This window comes from Bacteroides zoogleoformans, assembly GCF_002998435.1.
Taxonomy (GTDB): domain Bacteria; phylum Bacteroidota; class Bacteroidia; order Bacteroidales; family Bacteroidaceae; genus Bacteroides; species Bacteroides zoogleoformans.
Window position 1 is genome coordinate 2,466,326 of record NZ_CP027231.1, and the last position, 19,208, is coordinate 2,485,533.

At 50.4% G+C, this 19,208-nt stretch carries 15 protein-coding genes; 13 read left to right on the forward strand and 2 right to left on the reverse strand.

The window, feature by feature from the left end; all coding sequences use genetic code 11:
* Positions 1 to 10 precede the first annotated feature (10 nt).
* Positions 11 to 1,840, reverse strand: coding sequence for a MutS family DNA mismatch repair protein (locus tag C4H11_RS10185; protein WP_106041735.1), 1,830 nt, complete (start codon positions 1,838 to 1,840; stop codon positions 11 to 13).
* Between the two features lie 291 nt (positions 1,841 to 2,131).
* Between C4H11_RS10185 and C4H11_RS10190 the strand changes: the two genes are divergently transcribed.
* Together C4H11_RS10190 and C4H11_RS10195 are read left to right on the forward strand one after the other, a co-directional pair.
* Positions 2,132 to 2,788, forward strand: a complete 657-nt coding sequence (locus C4H11_RS10190; protein WP_106041737.1) for a DUF6563 family protein — start codon at positions 2,132 to 2,134, stop codon at positions 2,786 to 2,788.
* A gap of 23 nt (positions 2,789 to 2,811) precedes the next feature.
* On the forward strand, positions 2,812 to 3,222 hold the full coding sequence (locus C4H11_RS10195) for a DUF6078 family protein (protein ID WP_234819818.1): 411 nt from the start codon (positions 2,812 to 2,814) through the stop codon (positions 3,220 to 3,222).
* Positions 3,223 to 3,238: 16 nt separating this feature from the next.
* On the opposite strand, the gene C4H11_RS14195 is transcribed toward C4H11_RS10195, so the two are convergent.
* Entirely contained in the window at positions 3,239 to 3,400 is a 162-nt protein-coding gene (locus tag C4H11_RS14195; RefSeq protein WP_164996531.1) for a hypothetical protein, read from the reverse strand.
* Between the two features lie 154 nt (positions 3,401 to 3,554).
* Between C4H11_RS14195 and C4H11_RS10200 the strand changes: the two genes are divergently transcribed.
* From C4H11_RS10200 to C4H11_RS10250, 11 genes are all read left to right on the forward strand, one after another.
* On the forward strand, positions 3,555 to 4,862 hold the full coding sequence (locus C4H11_RS10200) for a C10 family peptidase (RefSeq protein ID WP_106041739.1): 1,308 nt from the start codon (positions 3,555 to 3,557) through the stop codon (positions 4,860 to 4,862).
* Positions 4,863 to 4,894: 32 nt separating this feature from the next.
* Positions 4,895 to 6,127: a serpin family protein gene (locus C4H11_RS10205; RefSeq protein ID WP_106041741.1), complete on the forward strand. Its 1,233-nt coding sequence runs from the start codon at positions 4,895 to 4,897 to the stop codon at positions 6,125 to 6,127.
* A 172-nt stretch (positions 6,128 to 6,299) separates the two neighbouring features.
* On the forward strand, positions 6,300 to 8,312 hold the full coding sequence (locus tag C4H11_RS10210; protein ID WP_106041743.1) for a urocanate hydratase: 2,013 nt from the start codon (positions 6,300 to 6,302) through the stop codon (positions 8,310 to 8,312).
* Positions 8,313 to 8,512: 200 nt separating this feature from the next.
* Positions 8,513 to 9,391 (forward strand): glutamate formimidoyltransferase, encoded by an 879-nt coding sequence (gene ftcD / locus C4H11_RS10215; RefSeq protein WP_106041745.1) that lies wholly within the window; start codon positions 8,513 to 8,515, stop codon positions 9,389 to 9,391.
* The gene (hutI, locus tag C4H11_RS10220) at positions 9,391 to 10,641 is read left to right on the forward strand and encodes an imidazolonepropionase (RefSeq protein WP_106041749.1); all 1,251 of its coding nucleotides are present in this window, start codon (positions 9,391 to 9,393) and stop codon (positions 10,639 to 10,641) included. Before ftcD ends, hutI begins: the two co-directional genes overlap by 1 nt.
* A 33-nt stretch (positions 10,642 to 10,674) precedes the next feature.
* The gene (locus tag C4H11_RS10225; RefSeq protein ID WP_106043342.1) at positions 10,675 to 11,304 is read left to right on the forward strand and encodes a cyclodeaminase/cyclohydrolase family protein; all 630 of its coding nucleotides are present in this window, start codon (positions 10,675 to 10,677) and stop codon (positions 11,302 to 11,304) included.
* Entirely contained in the window at positions 11,301 to 12,797 is a 1,497-nt protein-coding gene (gene hutH / locus C4H11_RS10230; RefSeq protein WP_106041750.1) for a histidine ammonia-lyase, read from the forward strand. Before C4H11_RS10225 ends, hutH begins: the two co-directional genes overlap by 4 nt.
* 169 nt (positions 12,798 to 12,966) lie before the next feature.
* Complete coding sequence (locus C4H11_RS10235) at positions 12,967 to 13,629, forward strand: TetR/AcrR family transcriptional regulator (RefSeq protein ID WP_106041752.1); 663 nt, start codon at positions 12,967 to 12,969, stop codon at positions 13,627 to 13,629.
* A complete protein-coding gene (locus C4H11_RS10240; RefSeq protein ID WP_106041754.1) occupies positions 13,626 to 14,978 on the forward strand; it encodes a TolC family protein in 1,353 nt (450 codons plus the stop codon). The genes C4H11_RS10235 and C4H11_RS10240 overlap by 4 nt, the downstream gene beginning before the upstream one ends.
* A 12-nt stretch (positions 14,979 to 14,990) precedes the next feature.
* Positions 14,991 to 16,007, forward strand: a complete 1,017-nt coding sequence (locus C4H11_RS10245; RefSeq protein WP_106041756.1) for an efflux RND transporter periplasmic adaptor subunit — start codon at positions 14,991 to 14,993, stop codon at positions 16,005 to 16,007.
* A gap of 31 nt (positions 16,008 to 16,038) precedes the next feature.
* A complete protein-coding gene (locus C4H11_RS10250) occupies positions 16,039 to 19,185 on the forward strand; it encodes an efflux RND transporter permease subunit (protein ID WP_106041758.1) in 3,147 nt (1,048 codons plus the stop codon).
* Positions 19,186 to 19,208: the final 23 nt, after the last annotated feature.

Consider the following 19,208-nt stretch of genomic DNA (forward strand, 5'->3'; position numbering starts at 1 on the left):
CCCGGCAGATTCAGTCGGCAACGGCAATGCCCATTTTCTTCATGAGGAAGCAAGCGTTCATGTTTTGGGCTATGCCGGGACGCATACGGTATGAGAAGGTCAAACCGTCGTCTGTGATATCGGCTTCAAAGCAACAGTTGCGGATGTTGTCGGGGAAAAGCTCGATGAGAGTACCCAGCAACAGGTCGTGGGTGGCAATGATGCCATTGGCTTGCAAAGACATGAATTGCTTGATGAGGGCGAAAGAGCCTTTTTGTTTGTCCATGGAGTTAGTTCCTTTCAGAATTTCGTCGAGGATGATGAACAGTTCTTCGCCGGCGTGTAGCTTGTCGATGATAAGTTTCAACCGTTTGAGTTCGGCGAAGAAGTAAGACTCGTTGTTGTTCAGCGAGTCCGATGTGCGCAGGCCGGTGATGAGCCGTGCCGGGCGTACTTCCATTTGGCGGGCGCATACCGGAGTGCCGATGCAGGCCAGCAGGTAGTTGACGCCCACGGTGCGCAGATAAGTGCTTTTTCCTGCCATGTTGGCGCCGGTAATGATGATGAAGAACGGGCGCTTTTCCATGTCGACGTCGTTGTGTACGCAGGTGTTACGGTTCATCAACGGATGCCCCATGGAGGTGGCACGGAAGCGGAAAGAGCCGGTGCTTGTGTCCGTTCTCTCGATGATGGCGGGGTAGGTGTAATCCGGATGGTTGTAGGCAAACGTGGCCAAAGAATTGAGGGCATCCATGTGGCCGAGGGCGGTGAGCCAACGGGGCAGGTCGGAGGCATGCTGCTCTTTCCATGCTTCTATGCGCATAATCTGGCGCAATTCCCAAAAGAACAGCCCATTGAGGATGATGTACATGAATACGTTGTTGCGCTGGTCGAGTTCGTCCATCAGTTTGCTTAGCCGATGGATGGCGTGGGATGCTTTCCGCTTTTCTCCGCCGATTTCCTCTTTTATCTCTTTGAGCAGGGCAGATTGCACAGGGTGTTTCTCCATGAGGCGGAGCAGGCCGGCATACGTGGAAAGAATTTGCAGCTTCTTCCCGTAGATGGCTTGTATCTTGGTGATTCTGCCGGTGAAGCTGAAACCTGCGGCAACGAAACCAATCCAGACGATGCCATAGAAGGTTGCGGGCAGGATGCCTGCCACCACAAGACCGATGCATAGGACGTTGATGCCCGTCACCGCTATGGGCAAGGCACGCAATAACTTTTTAGTCCGAAACACGGCGGGACTTTCCGCCCAAGCCTTCAGCTCCGTTTCATCGGCGCTTTTCCCTTTGTGCAGCAGACCGAGGATGCGGAAGCGTTGTCGGAATTTCAGTTCGGGAGCAAGCTCCTTGACGGCTTCCTGCCGCTTTTCGATTTCCTGCTTATCTTCCAAATGCCGCCCCATCCAGTCGGCCAGCCGGGTTTTCCCCAAGCGGGTGCATGTGCGGTTGATGTATTGGAACAAAGAGTGCGGACCGAATACATCCAAATCGAAAGAGTAGAGATGGGCGGGGTTGATAAACTCTTCTCCGTCATCGAAAGCGGAAGTGTCGTAGTCGAGGGCTGCCAGTTCCTGTTCGTTGATTTCCACTTTCTTTTCCAGATAATCTTTCCGGTAGAACAGGCGGTTGTGGTATTTGATGAGCAACAGGAAGGGCAAGAGGATGATGAGGACGATGCCGGCCGGTATCTCCCAGCTTTCGGCCCGAAAATAAATCACTCCCGCTATTCCGCCGACGAATAACAACAGCCGCAAAGTGCCGATGCGATAAATCTGCTGCTGTACTTTGTTCAGTTCCGATTTCGAATTTTCCGCAATGCGGCGGTAGGTGGCGCTTATCTCTTCTATGTTGTTCATTTCCTTGATATTTACGTGGTGATATGATGGCGCAAAGGTAATAAATGAGGACGGTTCTCACAATAGAAGTCATCGGGAACTGCCTTATCGGTCGCTGCCATTGGTGGAGGGGACGTGTTTATTGAAGATGCGATGCTTATCGGAGGTGTCCTGAGGAGAGGATGGAGAAATAGTAGAAATTCCCGGATGTTGATAAATTTTTGTCTTTTTCGCCCAAATGTTTGTCTGCTTTCTATAAAAAGTGTATCTTTCGGTCAAGAAAACAAAGAATCAACAAGGAGGAGATAGGATATGAAAAAGCGGTGGATGTTAGGCATTTTGACATTGCTGTGGGTGTTGCCAAGTGCGGCACAGCAGGTAATGTATTCTAATTTAAAGGAATTGGTTGAAAACAGTGGCGATACGGTGACCACTTTGAGAATAGAAAAGCGGACAAAGAATCAGATTTATTTGACGGGAGGTGCCGATTATCGTATCATGGCAGACGATAATCCCGGACTTTGCAAATACCTGAAATCGCGCTGTTACGCTGTGCGGATAGATACTTCGTTGTATGTCAATTGCAGGAAGATGCGCTACAAGAACTATCGTTTCGGCAATTGGTATGCACCTGCCATATGGGTGTGTGGAAAAATCTATTTCACTGCCCAACCTTTGGGGCAAGCGGCTGCCAGTACCATGACTCCCGATGATGCCACGAAACTGGGAGGTGAAGTGGGAGATGCTATTAATGCCAGCAATTTGGTAAATGCGCGTGTATATTATGAGTTGAATCCTGAAACGGGAAAGTCGGACTTTGTGGGAAGAGAGCAGATGATGCGCCTGTTGGACGGATATCCCGAACAACAAGCCTTGCTTGAGAACGAGGTAAGCGATGCGGCAGGGGTCATCGGCAAATACCTGCACTTTCTTCGTGAGCAATCTCCCTCTCCTGACCATCAATACTAATCACTAATCACTAAACACTGAACATGATATTATTGCAAAACGTGCCTCAAGGGTACGAGTATTGCTTTGCGGGTGCTGGCAAGTGCTCCAAGGCGTCTACTTGTCTGCGCGCCATAGCGGCGCGACTGCTTTCCGAGAGTGAAGAACCCCAGCCGCAGACGGTTCATGCGGTCAACCCGCTTTATGTCGGTCGTTTGTCTGACTTTTCTGCCTGCGCCTGCTATCGTTCCAACGAACTGTTGCATTATGCCCGGGGCATGACCCGCCTTTTTGACGAAGTGCCCTTGAAGCGGGCTTCCGAGATACGCCTTCGTGTGATGGGATGTTTCTCGTGCGAGCGTTACTATTATCATAGCCGCAAGGGCGAACGGCTGATTACGCCCGAAGCAACAGCGGATAAGCCCATGTATTCAAAGCCGCCGGACTGGATATAACGACACGGTTCGACGGCTATGAATATGGCGTGGCCTGGTAATAGCCTGTTGTTTTCACATTGCCTGCACGGGGCAGGTCTGTCGCCATCGGTTTGCTGTTTTGCTGCAAGCCGATGGCGTTTTTCTTGTCTGCGGGTGGCTGAATTACTGCAACGCTGTTGCAGTGATTTTGCGGCATGGCTGCAAGGTGTCAGACAAATGCCTCCATTACCGCGTTTAATAAATATTCCGGATGAATTTTAAGTAGATCCGTAGGAAAACCTATAGAAAATTTTGGAAATATATATTTTTTTTCTTATTTTGCGACATTAATCTAAAAACTGATTAACCTTATGAAGAGAGGAAGATATTTTGTGTTGTTCCTTCTTTTAGCTTGTTCTTGCTCCAATAACGAGGGCTGGGAATGGGAAAGAGAGGCCTCTGTTGTTAATTCCGGTAGCCGGAACAGAAGTTTGGAAGAGGTGCTAAGTATAGCCCGTAATGCGAGTGCTATATTTGCCGGTAATAAAACCCGGTCGGTGGAGCGGGAGATTGATTTGGCGAATATAGAATATGTCATAGCATCGCCGGTTACAAGAGGTGCAGAGCAGAGTAGAGCGGACACTTTGCTGTATGTAGTGAATTATACCGATGGAAAAGGTTTTGCGGTAGTGTCTGGAAATAAAGATACGGAAGGTTTGTTGGCGATAACCGAGAAAGGCACATACCGTGCCGAGCAAGACATACAGGAAGAGAACGGTGGCTTTTCCCTATTCATGGAATTGGCCAAAAACTATGTAGCCTCTAAAAAAAACTCGTTAAGGTCTGGCGATGACCTGCTGCAACTTATGGAAATGAAGAGGGAGATAGATACGACTGATGTGCTCCGCATTGACCCTAAGGTGGTTGTGCAGTGGGGACAAGACGAATATGAAGGTATGTATGCGCCTAACGGAAAGTCAGGATGTACAAACACGGCAATGGGGCAAATAATGTCCTACTTTGAGCATCCTATCTCAATCAACCTTACTTATGCCGATGCTGGCATACCGGTACAAATGCTGGATTGGCAGGCAATAAAGTTGCACAAAATAGACCATTTTCATCAAAATTGCTCTGCAAGCACAGAAGCCCATCAGGCTATAGGAAGACTGATGCGACAATTGGGCGAACTGAATCAAAGTACCTATCACCCAAAAGGAAGAACAAATACTAGTCCTCTGAATGCCAGAAACACTTTCCAACATATGGGGTATTCGACTTCCGCTTTAACGAGATATACAAATGGTAATTTCAGTTCTGCTCTTGCCAATAATCGATTAATATATATGAGAGGGAATTGTGATTGTCATATTGGCGGCAATCTAGTAACCATAGGACATGCATGGGTGGTAGATGGCTGTTACGAATATAAAGTATATTACACAGAATGGGCAAGGCCCATTGGAGAAAGTGCTTGGGAGTTAATCTGGGAATCTAATACGGAACACGAATACATGCACATTAATTGGGGATTTGATGGACGGTGCAACGGATTCTTCTCTGCCGGAGTGTTCAATACCGACCAAGCTTACCAGTACGACAATACCAGCTTTTGGTTTACCAATAGTGAGGGAGTAAATTTTCAATACCAGCTATTCTACATGACAGTATCCCATTAAACGGTAGTTATAACATTTAAAAACGAAGAAACATGAAAAAGTATCTATTTCTTAATTTATGTCTGTGTCTGTGCTTGTTCGGCTGCCAAAAAGACGAGCAGCAGGATGAAGAGGGAAATGGGCGGAAGACAATTCCGCTGACAAGGACCGAAAAGGAGATATCCTCCCAACATGTGGGGTTTGCATTCGAATATTTCAAGGCGGTGAATGCTCTAAAAGGCAGCGAAGACAAAATTGTGGTTTCACCCCTAAGTGCATCGTTCGCCATGACTATGATGGCCAATGGAGCAGAGAACGAGACGCTGGAAGAGATGAAAAAAGCTCTGCGCATATCAAACTTCACACTGGAGGAGGTGAACACTTATAACAAGAAATTGATGGAACAGCTCGCCACATTGGACAAGAAAGCCACATTGCTGACGGCCAATTCGTTTTGGATGAACTCGTGGTTCGAGGCTTTGCCGCAATTCAAAAACACTCTGGAGGCCAACTACGATGCAGAGATGAAACAAGTGGATTTTGCCACTGCACTGCCGGCAATCAACCAATGGTGTGCAGAAAAGACCAACGGACATGTCAAAGAAATACTGACGGAACTGGACAAGAAGTCACGTTTCGTGTTGCTTAATGCTCTTTACTTCAAAAGTGAATGGGCTGAAAAGTTCCGCGAAGAAGACACCACCACAGAAAACTTCACCAATAGCGATGGTGAAATTACTCCTAATGTAAAGTATATGAATAACAGATGGGAAAATTGGTACTACAAGAACGACCTTTTCGCATTGGCCTCTTTGCCTTTCGGGAACGGAGCATTCAGAATGCAGTTCCTGCTTCCCAACGAAGGCAAAGAGCTTGAACAGTGCATCAATGCGCTGGATGAAAAGTTCTGGGAAGAATACCTACTTGAACGGAGTTATGCCGAATTGGTATTGAAAATACCCAAATATAAGGTGTACACACGCATGGAGCAGAAAGAAGCACTTAAAACTATGGGTGTGAAGCGTGTATTCGAAGCTAATGCCGAATTGGGAAAGTTAGCTTCCAAGAGATCACTTGATGAGGAACTGACCACATGGCAGGCCTGCTCGTTCGGGGTGGACGAGGAAGGCGCTGTGGCGGCCGCCGTGACATCATGGAACGGTATGGATATGCTCTCTTTACCCGGCCCTGTCGTTGAATTCTTCGTGACCCGTCCTTTCTTGTTCATGGTAACGGAGCAAAGCACCGGCGCTTTTCTCTTCATCGGCAAGGTGAATAAGCCGTAAGATCTTCCTCCTGTTGCTCCAATGAGGGCAAAAGGAGTAGAGTCGCTGACTAAATGATAAATAATTCCCGGTATTCTGTTGTGGATGCCGGGAATTATTTTTATCTTGCGGCGGATATAAGGAAGTATCTGTTGACAAAATGTAACAAACCATTTGATATATCTGAAATACTATGGAGATAACCTTAAGTAAAACATTGCCTCCGTATCCCTCGTTTGTGGAGGGCATCAGGCGGGCGCCCGACCGTGGTTATACCCTTACGCCCGCGCAGACGGCCACGGCATTGAAGAACGCTTTGCGTTACATCCCCAAGGAACTGCACGAAACGCTTGCCCCGGAGTTCATGGAAGAACTTCGCACCCGCGGCCGCATCTACGGCTACCGCTACCGTCCGCAGGGCGACCTGAAGGCCAAGCCCGTCGACGAATACAAAGGCAACTGCTTGGAAGGCAAGGCCTTTCAGGTGATGATTGACAACAACCTCTGCTTCGACATTGCGCTCTATCCCTACGAACTGGTGACTTACGGCGAGACGGGGCAGGTGTGCCAGAACTGGATGCAATACCGCCTCATCAAGCAATACCTCGAAGCGCTGACGCGCGAGCAGACGCTGGTCATCGAGAGCGGCCACCCGCTGGGCCTGTTCAAGTCGAAGCCCGAAGCGCCACGCGTCATCATCACCAACGCCTTGATGGTGGGACTGTATGATACCCCCAAAGACTGGCATACGGCCATGCAGATGGGCGTTGCCAACTACGGCCAGATGACGGCCGGAGGCTGGATGTACATCGGGCCGCAAGGCATCGTGCACGGCACGTTCAACACCCTGCTGAACGCCGGGCGACTGAAACTCGGCATTCCCCAGAACGGCGACCTGCGGGGACGGCTCTTTGTCTCTTCCGGCTTGGGAGGCATGAGCGGCGCACAGCCCAAAGCCGCCGAGATGGCCGGGGCGGCGGCCATCATCGCCGAGGTAGATGCGTCGCGCATCGAAACCCGCCACACGCAAGGGTGGGTGGGACACGTCACCGATTCGCTGTCCGAGGCTTTCACGCTGGCACGGCGGGCCATGGAGAGCCACCGTCCCGTTTCCGTGGCCTATCATGGAAATGTGGTCGACTTGCTGGAACATGCCGTCCGCGAGGGATTTCCGGTAGATTTGCTTTCCGACCAGACGTCCTGTCATGCGGCTTACGAGGGCGGCTATTGTCCTGCCGGGCTGACGTTTGAACAGCGCACCCGCCTGCTGCACGAGCACGCGGAGCGATTCCGCACGTTGGTCGATGCTTCTCTGCAACGCCATTTCAACGCGATAGAGGCGCTGGTGAAGCGGGGCACGTACTTCTTCGATTACGGCAACTCCTTCCTGAAAGCCGTCTATGACGCCGGTGTGCGACGGATTGCACGCGACGGCGACGACAAAAACGGCTTCATCTTCCCCAGCTACGTGGAAGACATCATGGGCCCCGAACTCTTCGATTACGGCTACGGCCCCTTCCGGTGGGTGTGCCTCAGCGGAAAGCACGAGGACTTGGTGAAGACCGACCGTGCCGCCATGGAGTGCATCGACCCCAACCGGCGTGGGCAGGATTTGGACAACTACAACTGGATTCGCGACGCCGAGAAGAACAACCTCGTGGTCGGCACGCAGGCCCGCATCCTCTATCAGGATGCCGAAGGCCGCATGAAGATTGCCTTGCGTTTCAACGAGATGGTGCGTCGCGGCGAAGTGGGCCCCATCATGCTGGGACGCGACCATCACGACGTCAGCGGCACGGATTCCCCGTTCCGCGAAACGTCCAACATAAAGGACGGCAGCAACGTCATGGCTGATATGGCCGTGCAGTGCTTTGCCGGCAACTGTGCCCGCGGCATGAGTCTCGTGGCGTTGCACAACGGTGGCGGCGTAGGCATCGGGAAGGCCATCAACGGAGGATTCGGAATGGTGTGCGACGGTTCGGAACGAGTGGACGAGATCTTGCGTTCGGCCATGCTGTGGGACGTAATGGGCGGTGTGGCACGTCGCTCGTGGGCACGCAATCCGCATGCCATGGAGACGAGCCAAGCGTTTAACCGCACGCATGCCGACGGATATCACATCACCATGCCCTACGTGGCCGACGAGGAGTGGATACAAAGTCTTGTCGCCGCCCTTCCTCCGGAAGAGAGGCGCGAAAGAAAGTAGATGGACGGAAGCGCCGAAAGCGTAGCCGCTTCCTTCATCAGGCCCACAACAGCCGCTTGTCGCTATAAGAAAAAGAAACCGACGAACCGATAAACTGATAACTGATAACCGATTAATTAACCCCGCCTTGTCTCCACCCCTCTTTCTCCTTTCTCTGTGGGGAAGAGGGGCAGGAGAGAGGCCCCTTATTCAATGACAGTATGGACAAAGTAATGGAGTGCGTCCCCAATTTCAGCGAAGGACGCGATTTGGAGAAGATAGACAAGATTGTGGCCCCTTTCCGTGCCCGTCAAGGTGTGAAACTGCTGGACTACAGCAACGATGAAGACCACAACCGGATGGTGGTCACCGTAGTGGGCGAACCCGAACCGTTGCGCGACGCCGTGTTGGAAGCCATCGGAGTGGCTGTCCGCCTCATCGACCTCAACAAGCATCAAGGTCAGCATCCCCGCATGGGAGCGGTCGACGTGGTGCCTTTCATTCCGCTCAAGAACGTGACGATGGAAGACGCCATCGCACTCTCCAAAGAGGTGGGTGAAGAAGTAGCCAAGCGTTACGACCTGCCCGTCTTCCTGTACGAGAAATCCGCTTCTGCCCCGCATCGCGAGAACCTCGCCGCCGTCCGTAAGGGAGAGTTCGAGGGCATGGAAGAAAAGATAAAACAACCCGAATGGCAGCCCGACTTCGGCCCGGCGCACCGGCATCCCACCGCGGGAGCAGTGGCCGTGGGAGCGCGTATGCCCTTGATTGCCTATAACATCAACCTCAGCACTCCCAGTCTGGAGATAGCCCACGACATCGCCAAGAAGATACGCTTCATCGGCGGCGGCCTGCGCTATTGCAAAGCGATGGGGGTGGAGCTGAAAGACCGCGGCATCACCCAAGTCTCCATCAACATGACGGATTATACCCGCACAGCCCTTTACCGCGCCTTCGAACTGGTTCGCATCGAAGCCCGCCGCTATGGTGTCAGCATCGTAGGCAGTGAAATCATCGGCCTGGTGCCTGTCGAAGCCTTGGTGGACACGGCCGCCTATTACCTGGGACTGGAGAACTTCACGATGAAGCAGGTGCTGTAATGAAAGACCTGATCATCTTTAACGCCCGCGTGGTAACTCCCGTCGGTTTCTCCGCCCGCTGCGGCGGAGAGATGGGAGAACTGCGCATCATCGACAACGCCACGGTGGAGGTGACCGACGGCATCATAACCTACGTTGGCGAGAACCGGGGCGAGGACCGTGACGGCCATTACCGTCACTACTGGCATTACAATGCCCGGGGCAGATGTCTGCTTCCCGGCTTTGTGGATTCACATACCCATTTCGTGTTCGGCGGAGAGCGTGCCGAGGAATTTTCCTGGCGCTTGAAGGGAGAGAGCTACATGGCCATCATGGAGCGTGGCGGCGGTATTGTGAGTACGGTGAAAGCCACCCGCGCCTCCAACTTTGTCCGCTTGCGCAGTAAGGCCGAGGGATTTCTGAAGCAGATGAGCGCCATGGGCGTGACCACTGTAGAAGGGAAAAGCGGTTACGGACTGGACAAGGAAACCGAACTGCTGCAACTCCGCGTGATGCGCAGCCTCCATCAGGATGAACAAAAGCGGGTGGACGTCGTTTCCACCTTCCTTGGCGCACATGCCGTTCCGCCTGAGTACAGCGGGCACACCGACGAATATGTGGATTACCTCATCCAAGAAGTGATGCCTTGTGTCGTACGGAACAATCTGGCCGAGTTTTGCGATGTCTTCTGCGAGCGAGGCGTCTTCTCCATCGAGCAGTCCCGCCGCTTGCTGCTTGCCGCCAAAGAGATGGGGCTTGCCTTGAAGCTCCATGCCGACGAAATCGTTCCTTTGGGCGGTGCCGGACTGGCTGCCGAACTTTCCGCCGTCTCTGCCGACCATCTGCTGCATGCTTCCGATGGCGATATCCGGGCCATGGCCGATAAAGGCGTGGTAGCTACCTTGCTTCCGTTGACCGCTTTCGCCTTGAAAGAGCCTTATGCCCGCGGACGGGAGATGATCGATGCCGGTTGCGCCGTGGCGCTTGCCACCGACCTGAATCCGGGCAGTTGTTTTTCCGGTTCCATCCCGCTCACTTTCGCTTTGGCCTGCATCTATATGAAGATGAGCATCGAAGAGGCCATCACTGCCCTGACTTTGAACGGGGCGGCCGCCTTGAACCGTGCAGACAGCATCGGCAGCATCGAGGTGGGCAAGAAGGGAGATTTGGTTGTACTGAACACGGACAACTATCATTTCCTACCTTATTATATAGGGATGAATTGCGTGGATACCACGATTAAAGAGGGAGTTCTCTATCCGGCTCCCTGATTGCTGTTACAAACCGATTAAATGCTGAATACCATGTTAGTAGAATTAACACTGAAAGATTTTTTGAATAAGGTGGCGGGCAGTGAACCCGTTCCTGGCGGAGGCAGCATTGCCGCACTGAACGGAGCCGTAGCTTCTGCTTTGTCCGCCATGGTTGCCAATCTTACCATCGGTAAGAAAGGATATGAACCTCACGAAGAACTGATGAGGCATATTTCCCAAGTAGCCTTGCAACGCAAGGATGCGTTTGTCGAAGACATCGACCGCGACTCGGCGGCTTACGACAGGGTGTTTGCCTGCTTCAAGATGCCGAAAGCCACGGACGAAGAGAAAGCCGCACGCAGTGCCGCCATTCAGGAAGCCACCAAGTTTGCGGCCCTTGTTCCGATGCAGGTGGCACGCGACGCTTTCGAGCTGATGTCACTCATCACGGATGTGGCCCGTCTGGGCAACCGTAACGCCGTCACCGATGCCTGTGTAGCCATGATGTCCGCCCGTTCTGCCGTACTCGGTGCGCTGATGAATGTACGCATCAACCTCGGCTCACTGAAGGACAAGGAGTTTGTAGACAAACTCCGCGACGAGGCCGATGAGCTGGAACGTCTTGCCTGTGCCAAGGAGAGAGAATTGCTGGATGAAATCAATCAAGAGCTGAAAGTATGAACAACGTCTATTATGTAGGTTCCGGTGAGCTGACTTTCGGCCTCATCGAGCGCATCATCAATGAGAACCTGAAGTTGGAATTGGCTCCCGAAGCTAAGCTGAGGATACAGAAGTGCCGCGATTATTTGGATAAGAAGATTGCGGAGTCCGAAGAACCTTTGTATGGCATCACCACGGGTTTCGGCTCTTTGTGCAGCAAGAATATCTCACCGGATGAATTAGGCGCTTTGCAGGAAAACCTGATCAAGAGCCACGCTTGCAGTGTGGGCGAGGAGATACGTCCGGTCATCATCAAGCTGATGATGTTGCTCAAAGCGCACGCACTCTCTTTGGGACATAGCGGTGTGCAAGTCATCACCGTGCAGCGCATTCTCGATTTCTTCAACAACGACGTGATGCCCATTGTCTATGACCGGGGCTCGCTGGGCGCTTCCGGCGATCTTGCTCCGCTTGCCAACCTTTTTCTTCCCCTCATCGGCGTGGGCGATGTCTATTACAAAGGCAAGAAGCGTGAGGCCATCAGCGTGCTCGATGAATTCGGTTGGGAGCCGGTGAAGCTGATGAGTAAAGAAGGACTGGCCTTGCTCAACGGGACTCAGTTCATGAGTGCCAACGGTGTCTTTGCCATCCTGCGGGCTTTCCGTCTTTCAAGGAAAGCCGATTTGATTGCGGCACTCTCGCTCGAAGCTTTTGACGGGCGCATCGACCCGTTCATGGATTGCATCCAGCAGATTCGACCTCACAAGGGGCAGATAGAAACGGGCGAGAACTTCCGTAAGCTGTTGGACGGGAGCGAACTGATAGCCCGCCACAAGCAGCATGTGCAGGACCCGTACTCTTTCCGTTGCATCCCTCAGGTGCACGGAGCCACGAAAGATGCCATCCGTTACGTGTCGTCTGTGTTGCTGACAGAGATTAATTCCGTGACGGACAATCCAACCATCTTCCCCGATGAAGACCGTATCATCTCGGGTGGAAACTTCCACGGTCAGCCGCTTGCCATCTCGTATGACTTCCTCGGAATAGCCCTCGCCGAACTGGGAAACATCTCCGAACGTCGCATTGCCCAGCTCATCATGGGGCTGCGCGGACTGCCCGAGTTCTTGGTAGCCAATCCAGGTTTGAACTCCGGCTTCATGATACCTCAATATGCCGCTGCTTCCATGGTGAGCCAGAACAAGATGTACTGCTATGCTGCCAGCAGCGACTCCATTGTCTCCAGCAACGGTCAGGAAGACCATGTCAGTATGGGGGCCAACGCCGCAACAAAGCTTTACCGCATCATGGACAATCTGGAACACGTCCTTGCCATCGAGTTGATGAATGCCGCTCAAGGCATCGACTTCCGCAGGCCGGCCAAGACTTCACCGCTGCTGGAACGCTTCTTGCACGAATATCGCAAGGAGGTGCCCTTTGTCAAAGACGATATCGTGATGTATAAGGAAATTCATAAAACGGTGGCTTTCTTGAACAGAACAAAGTTCGATTATTGATTTCTTACCAATAATCCTGCAACAACCATAATTTTTATTAATTCTTTATGACATGAAAGGAAACTAAATCGTGTGGTTTTAGTTTCCTTTCTGTTTTCTTTCTATCTTTGTCCCGTATTTATTTTGATATAGAATAGAAATTAGTTTTTAAAGGATAAACGAAGCGAAAATGAGCAAGCAAGCTAAAAATGGTGTATTGCGGGCAGAGCTGAAAGATCGTATCACCGGTGTGACCATGAATTCTTTCATGGCGCATGGCATTAAAAGTGTTACAATGGACAACATTGCTGCGTCCTTAGGTATTTCCAAGCGTACTCTCTATGAAGTGTTTCCTGATAAGGAGACACTGTTGGAAGAGTGTATCCGTAAAAGGCTGAAGGAGGACGACGAGTTTGTGAACAGTATTCTCTCCACTACCGACAATGTGATGGAAGTGATATTGCGTCTATTCCTTTGGAATATAGAGAAGTATCATGCTATGAACAAAAACTTCTTTGAGGACATTAAGAAATACCCCAAAGCTTGTCAACTGATAGAAAGTTGTCGACATGACGATTCGGAAGAGACAATCAAGTTTTTTAAAGAGGGCGTCCGCCAAGGTTTTTTTCGAAGTGATATTAATTTTTCCATTGCCGAGCTGTTGGTGCGCAATCAGCTCGATCTGCTGATGAACTCGGATATCTGCTACGAATATTCCTTTATAGCTGTTTACGAATCCATTATGTTTACTTTTTTGCGTGGCATCTCTACGGAGAAGGGCAGCAAAGTACTGGAAGATTTTATCTGTGAATATAGAAAGAACTTAATAAATAATTTAAATAGCGATTTATGAAGATGCAGAAAATGAAAGCGTTGCTGCTGATCGCAATACTCATGTGCGTAGGTGGTTATGTAAGGGCACAAGAGGCAACGGAAGTCCTGACTCTGAATCTCGACAAGGCACTGGAAATTGCGTTGAGTGATAATCCCACCATCAAAGTGGCTGAAGAAGATATAGCTTTGAAGAAAGTGGCTTATAAAGAGGCCTGGCAGAGTCTTTTGCCGGAGGCGGGGATTACGGGTACGTTGAACCATACCATCACGGCAGCCGAAATCAACTTTGGCGGTCAATCTTTTAAAATGGGACAAGATAACTCGAACACGGCGACGGGAGCATTGAGTATTAGTCTTCCTCTGTTTGTTCCCGGTGTCTATCGGGCCATGTCGTTGACAAAGGCCGACATTGCATTGGCGGTGGAGAAATCGCGGGCTTCCAAACTCGATTTGGTGAATCAGGTTACAAAAGCCTACTATCAGCTGATGCTGGCGCAAGACTCTTACAACGTGTTGCAGCAAAGTTATAAGGTAGCTGAAGAGAACTACGAGGTGGTTAATGCAAAGTTCCGGCAAGGCAGGGTTAGTGAGTTCGATAAGATCAGTGCCGAGGTGCAAATGCGCAGTGTGAAGCCCAATCTGATTTCAGCTGCTAATGCTGTTACGCTTGCCGGATTACAACTGAAAGTGCTGATGGGTGTCACGGCCGATGTAACACTCCGGATTGCCGATAGCCTGACCCGGTATGAAACAGATTTATTCGTAACTCAGTTGGAGCCGTTGGATGGCGGGTTGGAAGCCAATTCTGCCATGAAACAATTGGAACTGAACCGGAAGATGCTGGATTTGAACACTAAAGCTTTGTATACCAATTTCCTGCCTAAACTGAGTATGAGCTATTCATATCAATATCAGGCATTGAACAAAAATCATTGGAACCTCTTCGGTTACGGGCGTTGGCCGCATAGCTCTTCAATCATGTTCAATTTGAGCATGCCTCTCTATAAGGCCGGCAACTTCACAAAGCTGAAGACTAACCGTATACAGAAGAAACAATTGGAACAGAGTCGTATTGACACTGAACGAAAGCTAAGCATGCAAGTGACGAGCTATCGCAACAATATGGTTGCCAGTTCCGAACAAGTGTCCAGCAATAAGGAGAATGTGCTTCAGGCCAAAAAAACGGTCGAAATAGCCGGCAAGCGTTACGAAGTGGGTAAGGGCACCGTGCTTGAACTGAACACGTCGCAAGTGCAGCTTACGCAGGCCGAACTGACCTATAACCAATCTATTTATGACTATCTGGTGGCTAAGGCCGACCTCGATCAAGTTTTAGGAAAAGACTATATTATTAATGTACAAAAGTAAAAAAACAACGATATGAAGAAAGGTTTTCAATGGATGGCCCTGCTTGCTGTTGCATTGCTGGGGGCTTGCAGCAGTGGAAAGAATAAGGTTGCTGCGGATCAGGCGGTAGAAAAGCCGAAAGTGAAACTGGCAGCAGTGGAAGCTCGCCCTGTGGAGCAGATACAAGAATATACGGCTACGGTAGAGGCGGAGGTGAAGAATAACATTGCCCCGGCATCTCCTGTGCGCATTGACAAAATTTGGGTGGAAGTGGGAGACCGTGTGACCAAAGGTCAGAAATTAGTGAGCATGGATGCCGCCAATCTGAAGCAACTTAAGTTTCAATTGGACAATCAGGAAGTTGAGTTCAAGCGTATCGATGAACTCTATAAGATAGGCGGAGCTTCCCGTTCCGAGTGGGATGCCGCCAAGATGAATTTGGATATTCGTAAAACTTCCTACAACAATCTGTTGGAGAATACTTCGCTGGTAAGCCCGATAAATGGAGTGGTAACGGCTCGCAATTATGACAGTGGCGACATGTATGGTGGCGGTACCCCCGTACTTGTAGTGGAACAGATTACTCCGGTGAAATTGTTTGTCAACGTATCCGAGAACTACTTTACACAGGTCAAGAAAGGAGAGAAAGTGAATGTACGACTGGATGTTTACGGCGATGAGGCTTTCGAAGGTACAATCAGTCTGATTTATCCCACCATCGACTCCAAGACTCGCACGTTCCCGGTAGAGATAAAACTGGCGAATCGTGAGCAGAGGGTACGTCCCGGAATGTTTGCACGTGTCACTCTTAATTTCGGGACAAAAGACAATGTGGTGGTACCCGATTTGGCCGTGGTGAAGCAGGCCGGTACCGGCGACCGTTATATTTATGTGTATAAAGACGGAAAAGTCTTTTATAACAAGGTGGAACTTGGACGCCGCATGGGGCAGGAGTACGAACTTATTTCGGGCATACCCAACCATTCGCAGGTGGTGGTGGCCGGACAGGCAAAGCTGGCCAATGGCGTGGAAGTGCAAGTGGATAAATAAATCATCATTTTAAAAATCATCATTTAAGAACATGAGTTTATACGAAGGTGCGGTTAAAAAGCCGATTATGACCTCACTCTGCTTTTTGGCGGTAGTGATATTTGGTCTGTTCTCTTTATCCAGGCTACCTATCGATTTGTATCCGGATATTGATACGAACACGATTATGGTGATGACTGCCTATCCCGGTGCCAGTGCATCGGATATAGAGAACAATGTGACCCGTCCGTTGGAGAATGTGCTGAATTCTGTCAGCAACCTTAAGCATATAACTTCCCGTTCCTCGGAGAATATGTCTCTGATTACGTTGGAGTTTGAGTTTGGCAAAGAAGATATCGACGTGCTGACGAATGATGTGCGCGACAAGCTGGACATGGTGAGCTCTGTACTACCCGATGCTGCGGAGACCCCTATCATTTTCAAATTCAGTACGGACATGATTCCCATCGTGTTGCTGTCTGTGCAGGCTAATGAGAGCCAGTCTGCACTTTACAAGATTCTGGACGACCGCGTGGTAAATCCTTTGGCACGTATACCCGGAGTGGGTACGGTCTCTATCAGTGGTGCTCCGAAACGCGAAGTACAGGTATATTGCGACCCTTATAAGCTTGAAGCTTACAATCTAAGCATTGAAACCATCAGCTCCATTATCGGAGCGGAAAACAGAAACGTGCCCGGCGGTAATTTCGATATAGGAAACGAGACCTATTCTCTGCGTGTGGAAGGAGAGTTCTCTGATACCCGGCAGTTGGGAGATGTTGTGGTGGGAACTTACAACGGAGCAACCGTCTATCTGAAAGATGTGGCTAAGGTGGTGGATACCGTTGAGGAGCGTGCGCAAGAAACCTACAATAATGGAGTGAAAGGAGCCATGATTGTGGTGCAGAAGCAGTCGGGGGCCAATTCGGTAGATATTGCCAAGAAAGTGCAGGAGGTGCTTCCCCGCTTGCAGAAGAATATGCCGAGTGATGTAAAGTTAGGTGTTATTGTCAATACATCCGAGAACATTCTGAACACGATTGACAGTCTGACGGAAACGGTGATGTATGCCTTGCTGTTCGTGGTCTTGGTGGTATTCTTCTTTTTGGGGCGCTGGCGGGCTACACTGATTATCTGTATCACGATTCCGCTTTCGCTGATAGCATCATTCATTTATCTTGCCATTTCCGGCAATACCATCAATATTATTTCGTTGTCATCTCTGTCCATAGCCATCGGTATGGTGGTAGACGATGCCATTGTGGTACTCGAAAACGTCACTACGCACATCGAGCGTGGTTCAGATCCCAAGCAGGCGGCGGTGCATGGCACCAATGAGGTGGCCATTTCTGTGGTGGCCTCTACGTTGACCATGATTGCGGTGTTCTTCCCGCTCACCATGATTTCCGGCATGTCCGGCGTATTGTTCAAGCAGTTGGGCTGGATGATGTGTGCCATCATGTTCATCTCTACCGTTTCGGCCTTATCTCTCACTCCGATGCTTTGTTCGCAGTTGCTCCGTTTGCAACGGAAGCAGTCTAAGACATTCCAGATGTTCTTTGCACCGATAGAACGCACACTCGATGGATTGGATAATGCCTATGCCCGGATGCTGAACTGGGCTGTGCGTCATCGTGCCTTGGTGCTGGTGGGCTGTGTGGCATTCTTTGTTCTTAGTTTGTTGTGTGCCAAAGCAGTGGGCACCGAGTTCTTCCCGGCGCAAGACAATGCCCGTATTGCAGTGAAGCTCGAGTTACCTGTCGGTGCACGCAAGGAAGTGGCGCAGGAGATTGCGCAGCGGCTGGCCGAACAATGGATGACGAAATATAAAGGCGTGATGAAGGTGTGCAACTATACCGTAGGTCAAGCCGACTCTGACAATACATGGGCATCCATGCAGACCAACGGTTCGCATATTATTTCTTTCAATATCAGCTTGGTAGATCCTGCCGACCGTAATATCTCACTGGCTACGGTCTGCGATGAGATGCGCCAAGATCTGAAGAGTTATCCCGAGTTCAGCAAGGCGCAGGTTATTTTCGGAGGTAACAATACAGGTATGGCTGCGCAATCATCTGCCGATTTCGAGGTGTATGGTTACAGCATGACCGAAACGGACAGCGTGGCTGCCCATCTCAAGCGTGCGCTGCTTGAAGTGGAAGGAGTGTCCGAAGTCAACATCAGCCGGAGTGATTATCAGCCGGAATATCAAGTAGACTTCGACCGCGAGAAACTGGCCTTGCATGGTTTGAATTTGGCCACTGCCGCCACTTATCTGCGCAATCGCATCAATGGTTCCATCGCTTCGAGGTATCGTGAGGATGGCGAAGAGTACGACATCAAAGTGCGCTATGCGCCCGAATTCCGCACCAGTCTCGATGCGATAGAGAATATTCTGGTGTATAATGCCAAGGGCGAAGGCATTCGTATCAAGGATTTGGGAACGGTGGTAGAGCGTTTTGCTCCGCCTACCATCGAGCGTAAAGATCGCGAACGCATCGTGACGGTATCTGCCGTTATCTCAGGGGTACCATTGAGTGATGTGGTTGCTGCCGGTAATGCCATCATCGGCAAGATGGATATTCCTTCGGAAGTCACCATCCAGGTATCCGGTTCGTTCGAAGACCAACAAGAGTCTTTCTCTGACTTGGGTACGTTGGGAGTCCTCATCATCCTGTTGGTATTTATTGTGATGGCAGCTCAGTTTGAGTCGCTGACCTATCCGTTTATTCTGATTCTCTCCGTACCGTTTGCCATGAGTGGGGTGCTGATGGCTTTGTTCATAACCGATACCACACTGAGCGTAATGAGTTTGCTGGGAAGCATCATGCTGATCGGTATCGTGGTGAAAAACGGTATTGTGCTTATCGACTACACCATCCTTTGCCGTGAACGCGGTCAGTCGGTATTGAGAGCAGTGGTCACAGCCGGCAAGAGCCGTCTTCGTCCGGTATTGATGACTACACTGACCACAGTCCTGGGTATGATTCCGATGGCTGTCGGAACAGGTCAGGGCTCGGAGATGTGGAGTCCGATGGCTATTGCCGTGATCGGTGGCCTGACGGTTTCCACCATTCTGACATTGATTTACGTTCCTACGATGTATTGCATCTTTGGCGGTGTGGGCATCAAGCGCCAACGCAGCAAGTTGCGCAAACAGAGAGAAATGGCTGCTTACTTTGAAGCACAGAAAAAATAACTGATTCTAAACATATTATGTAT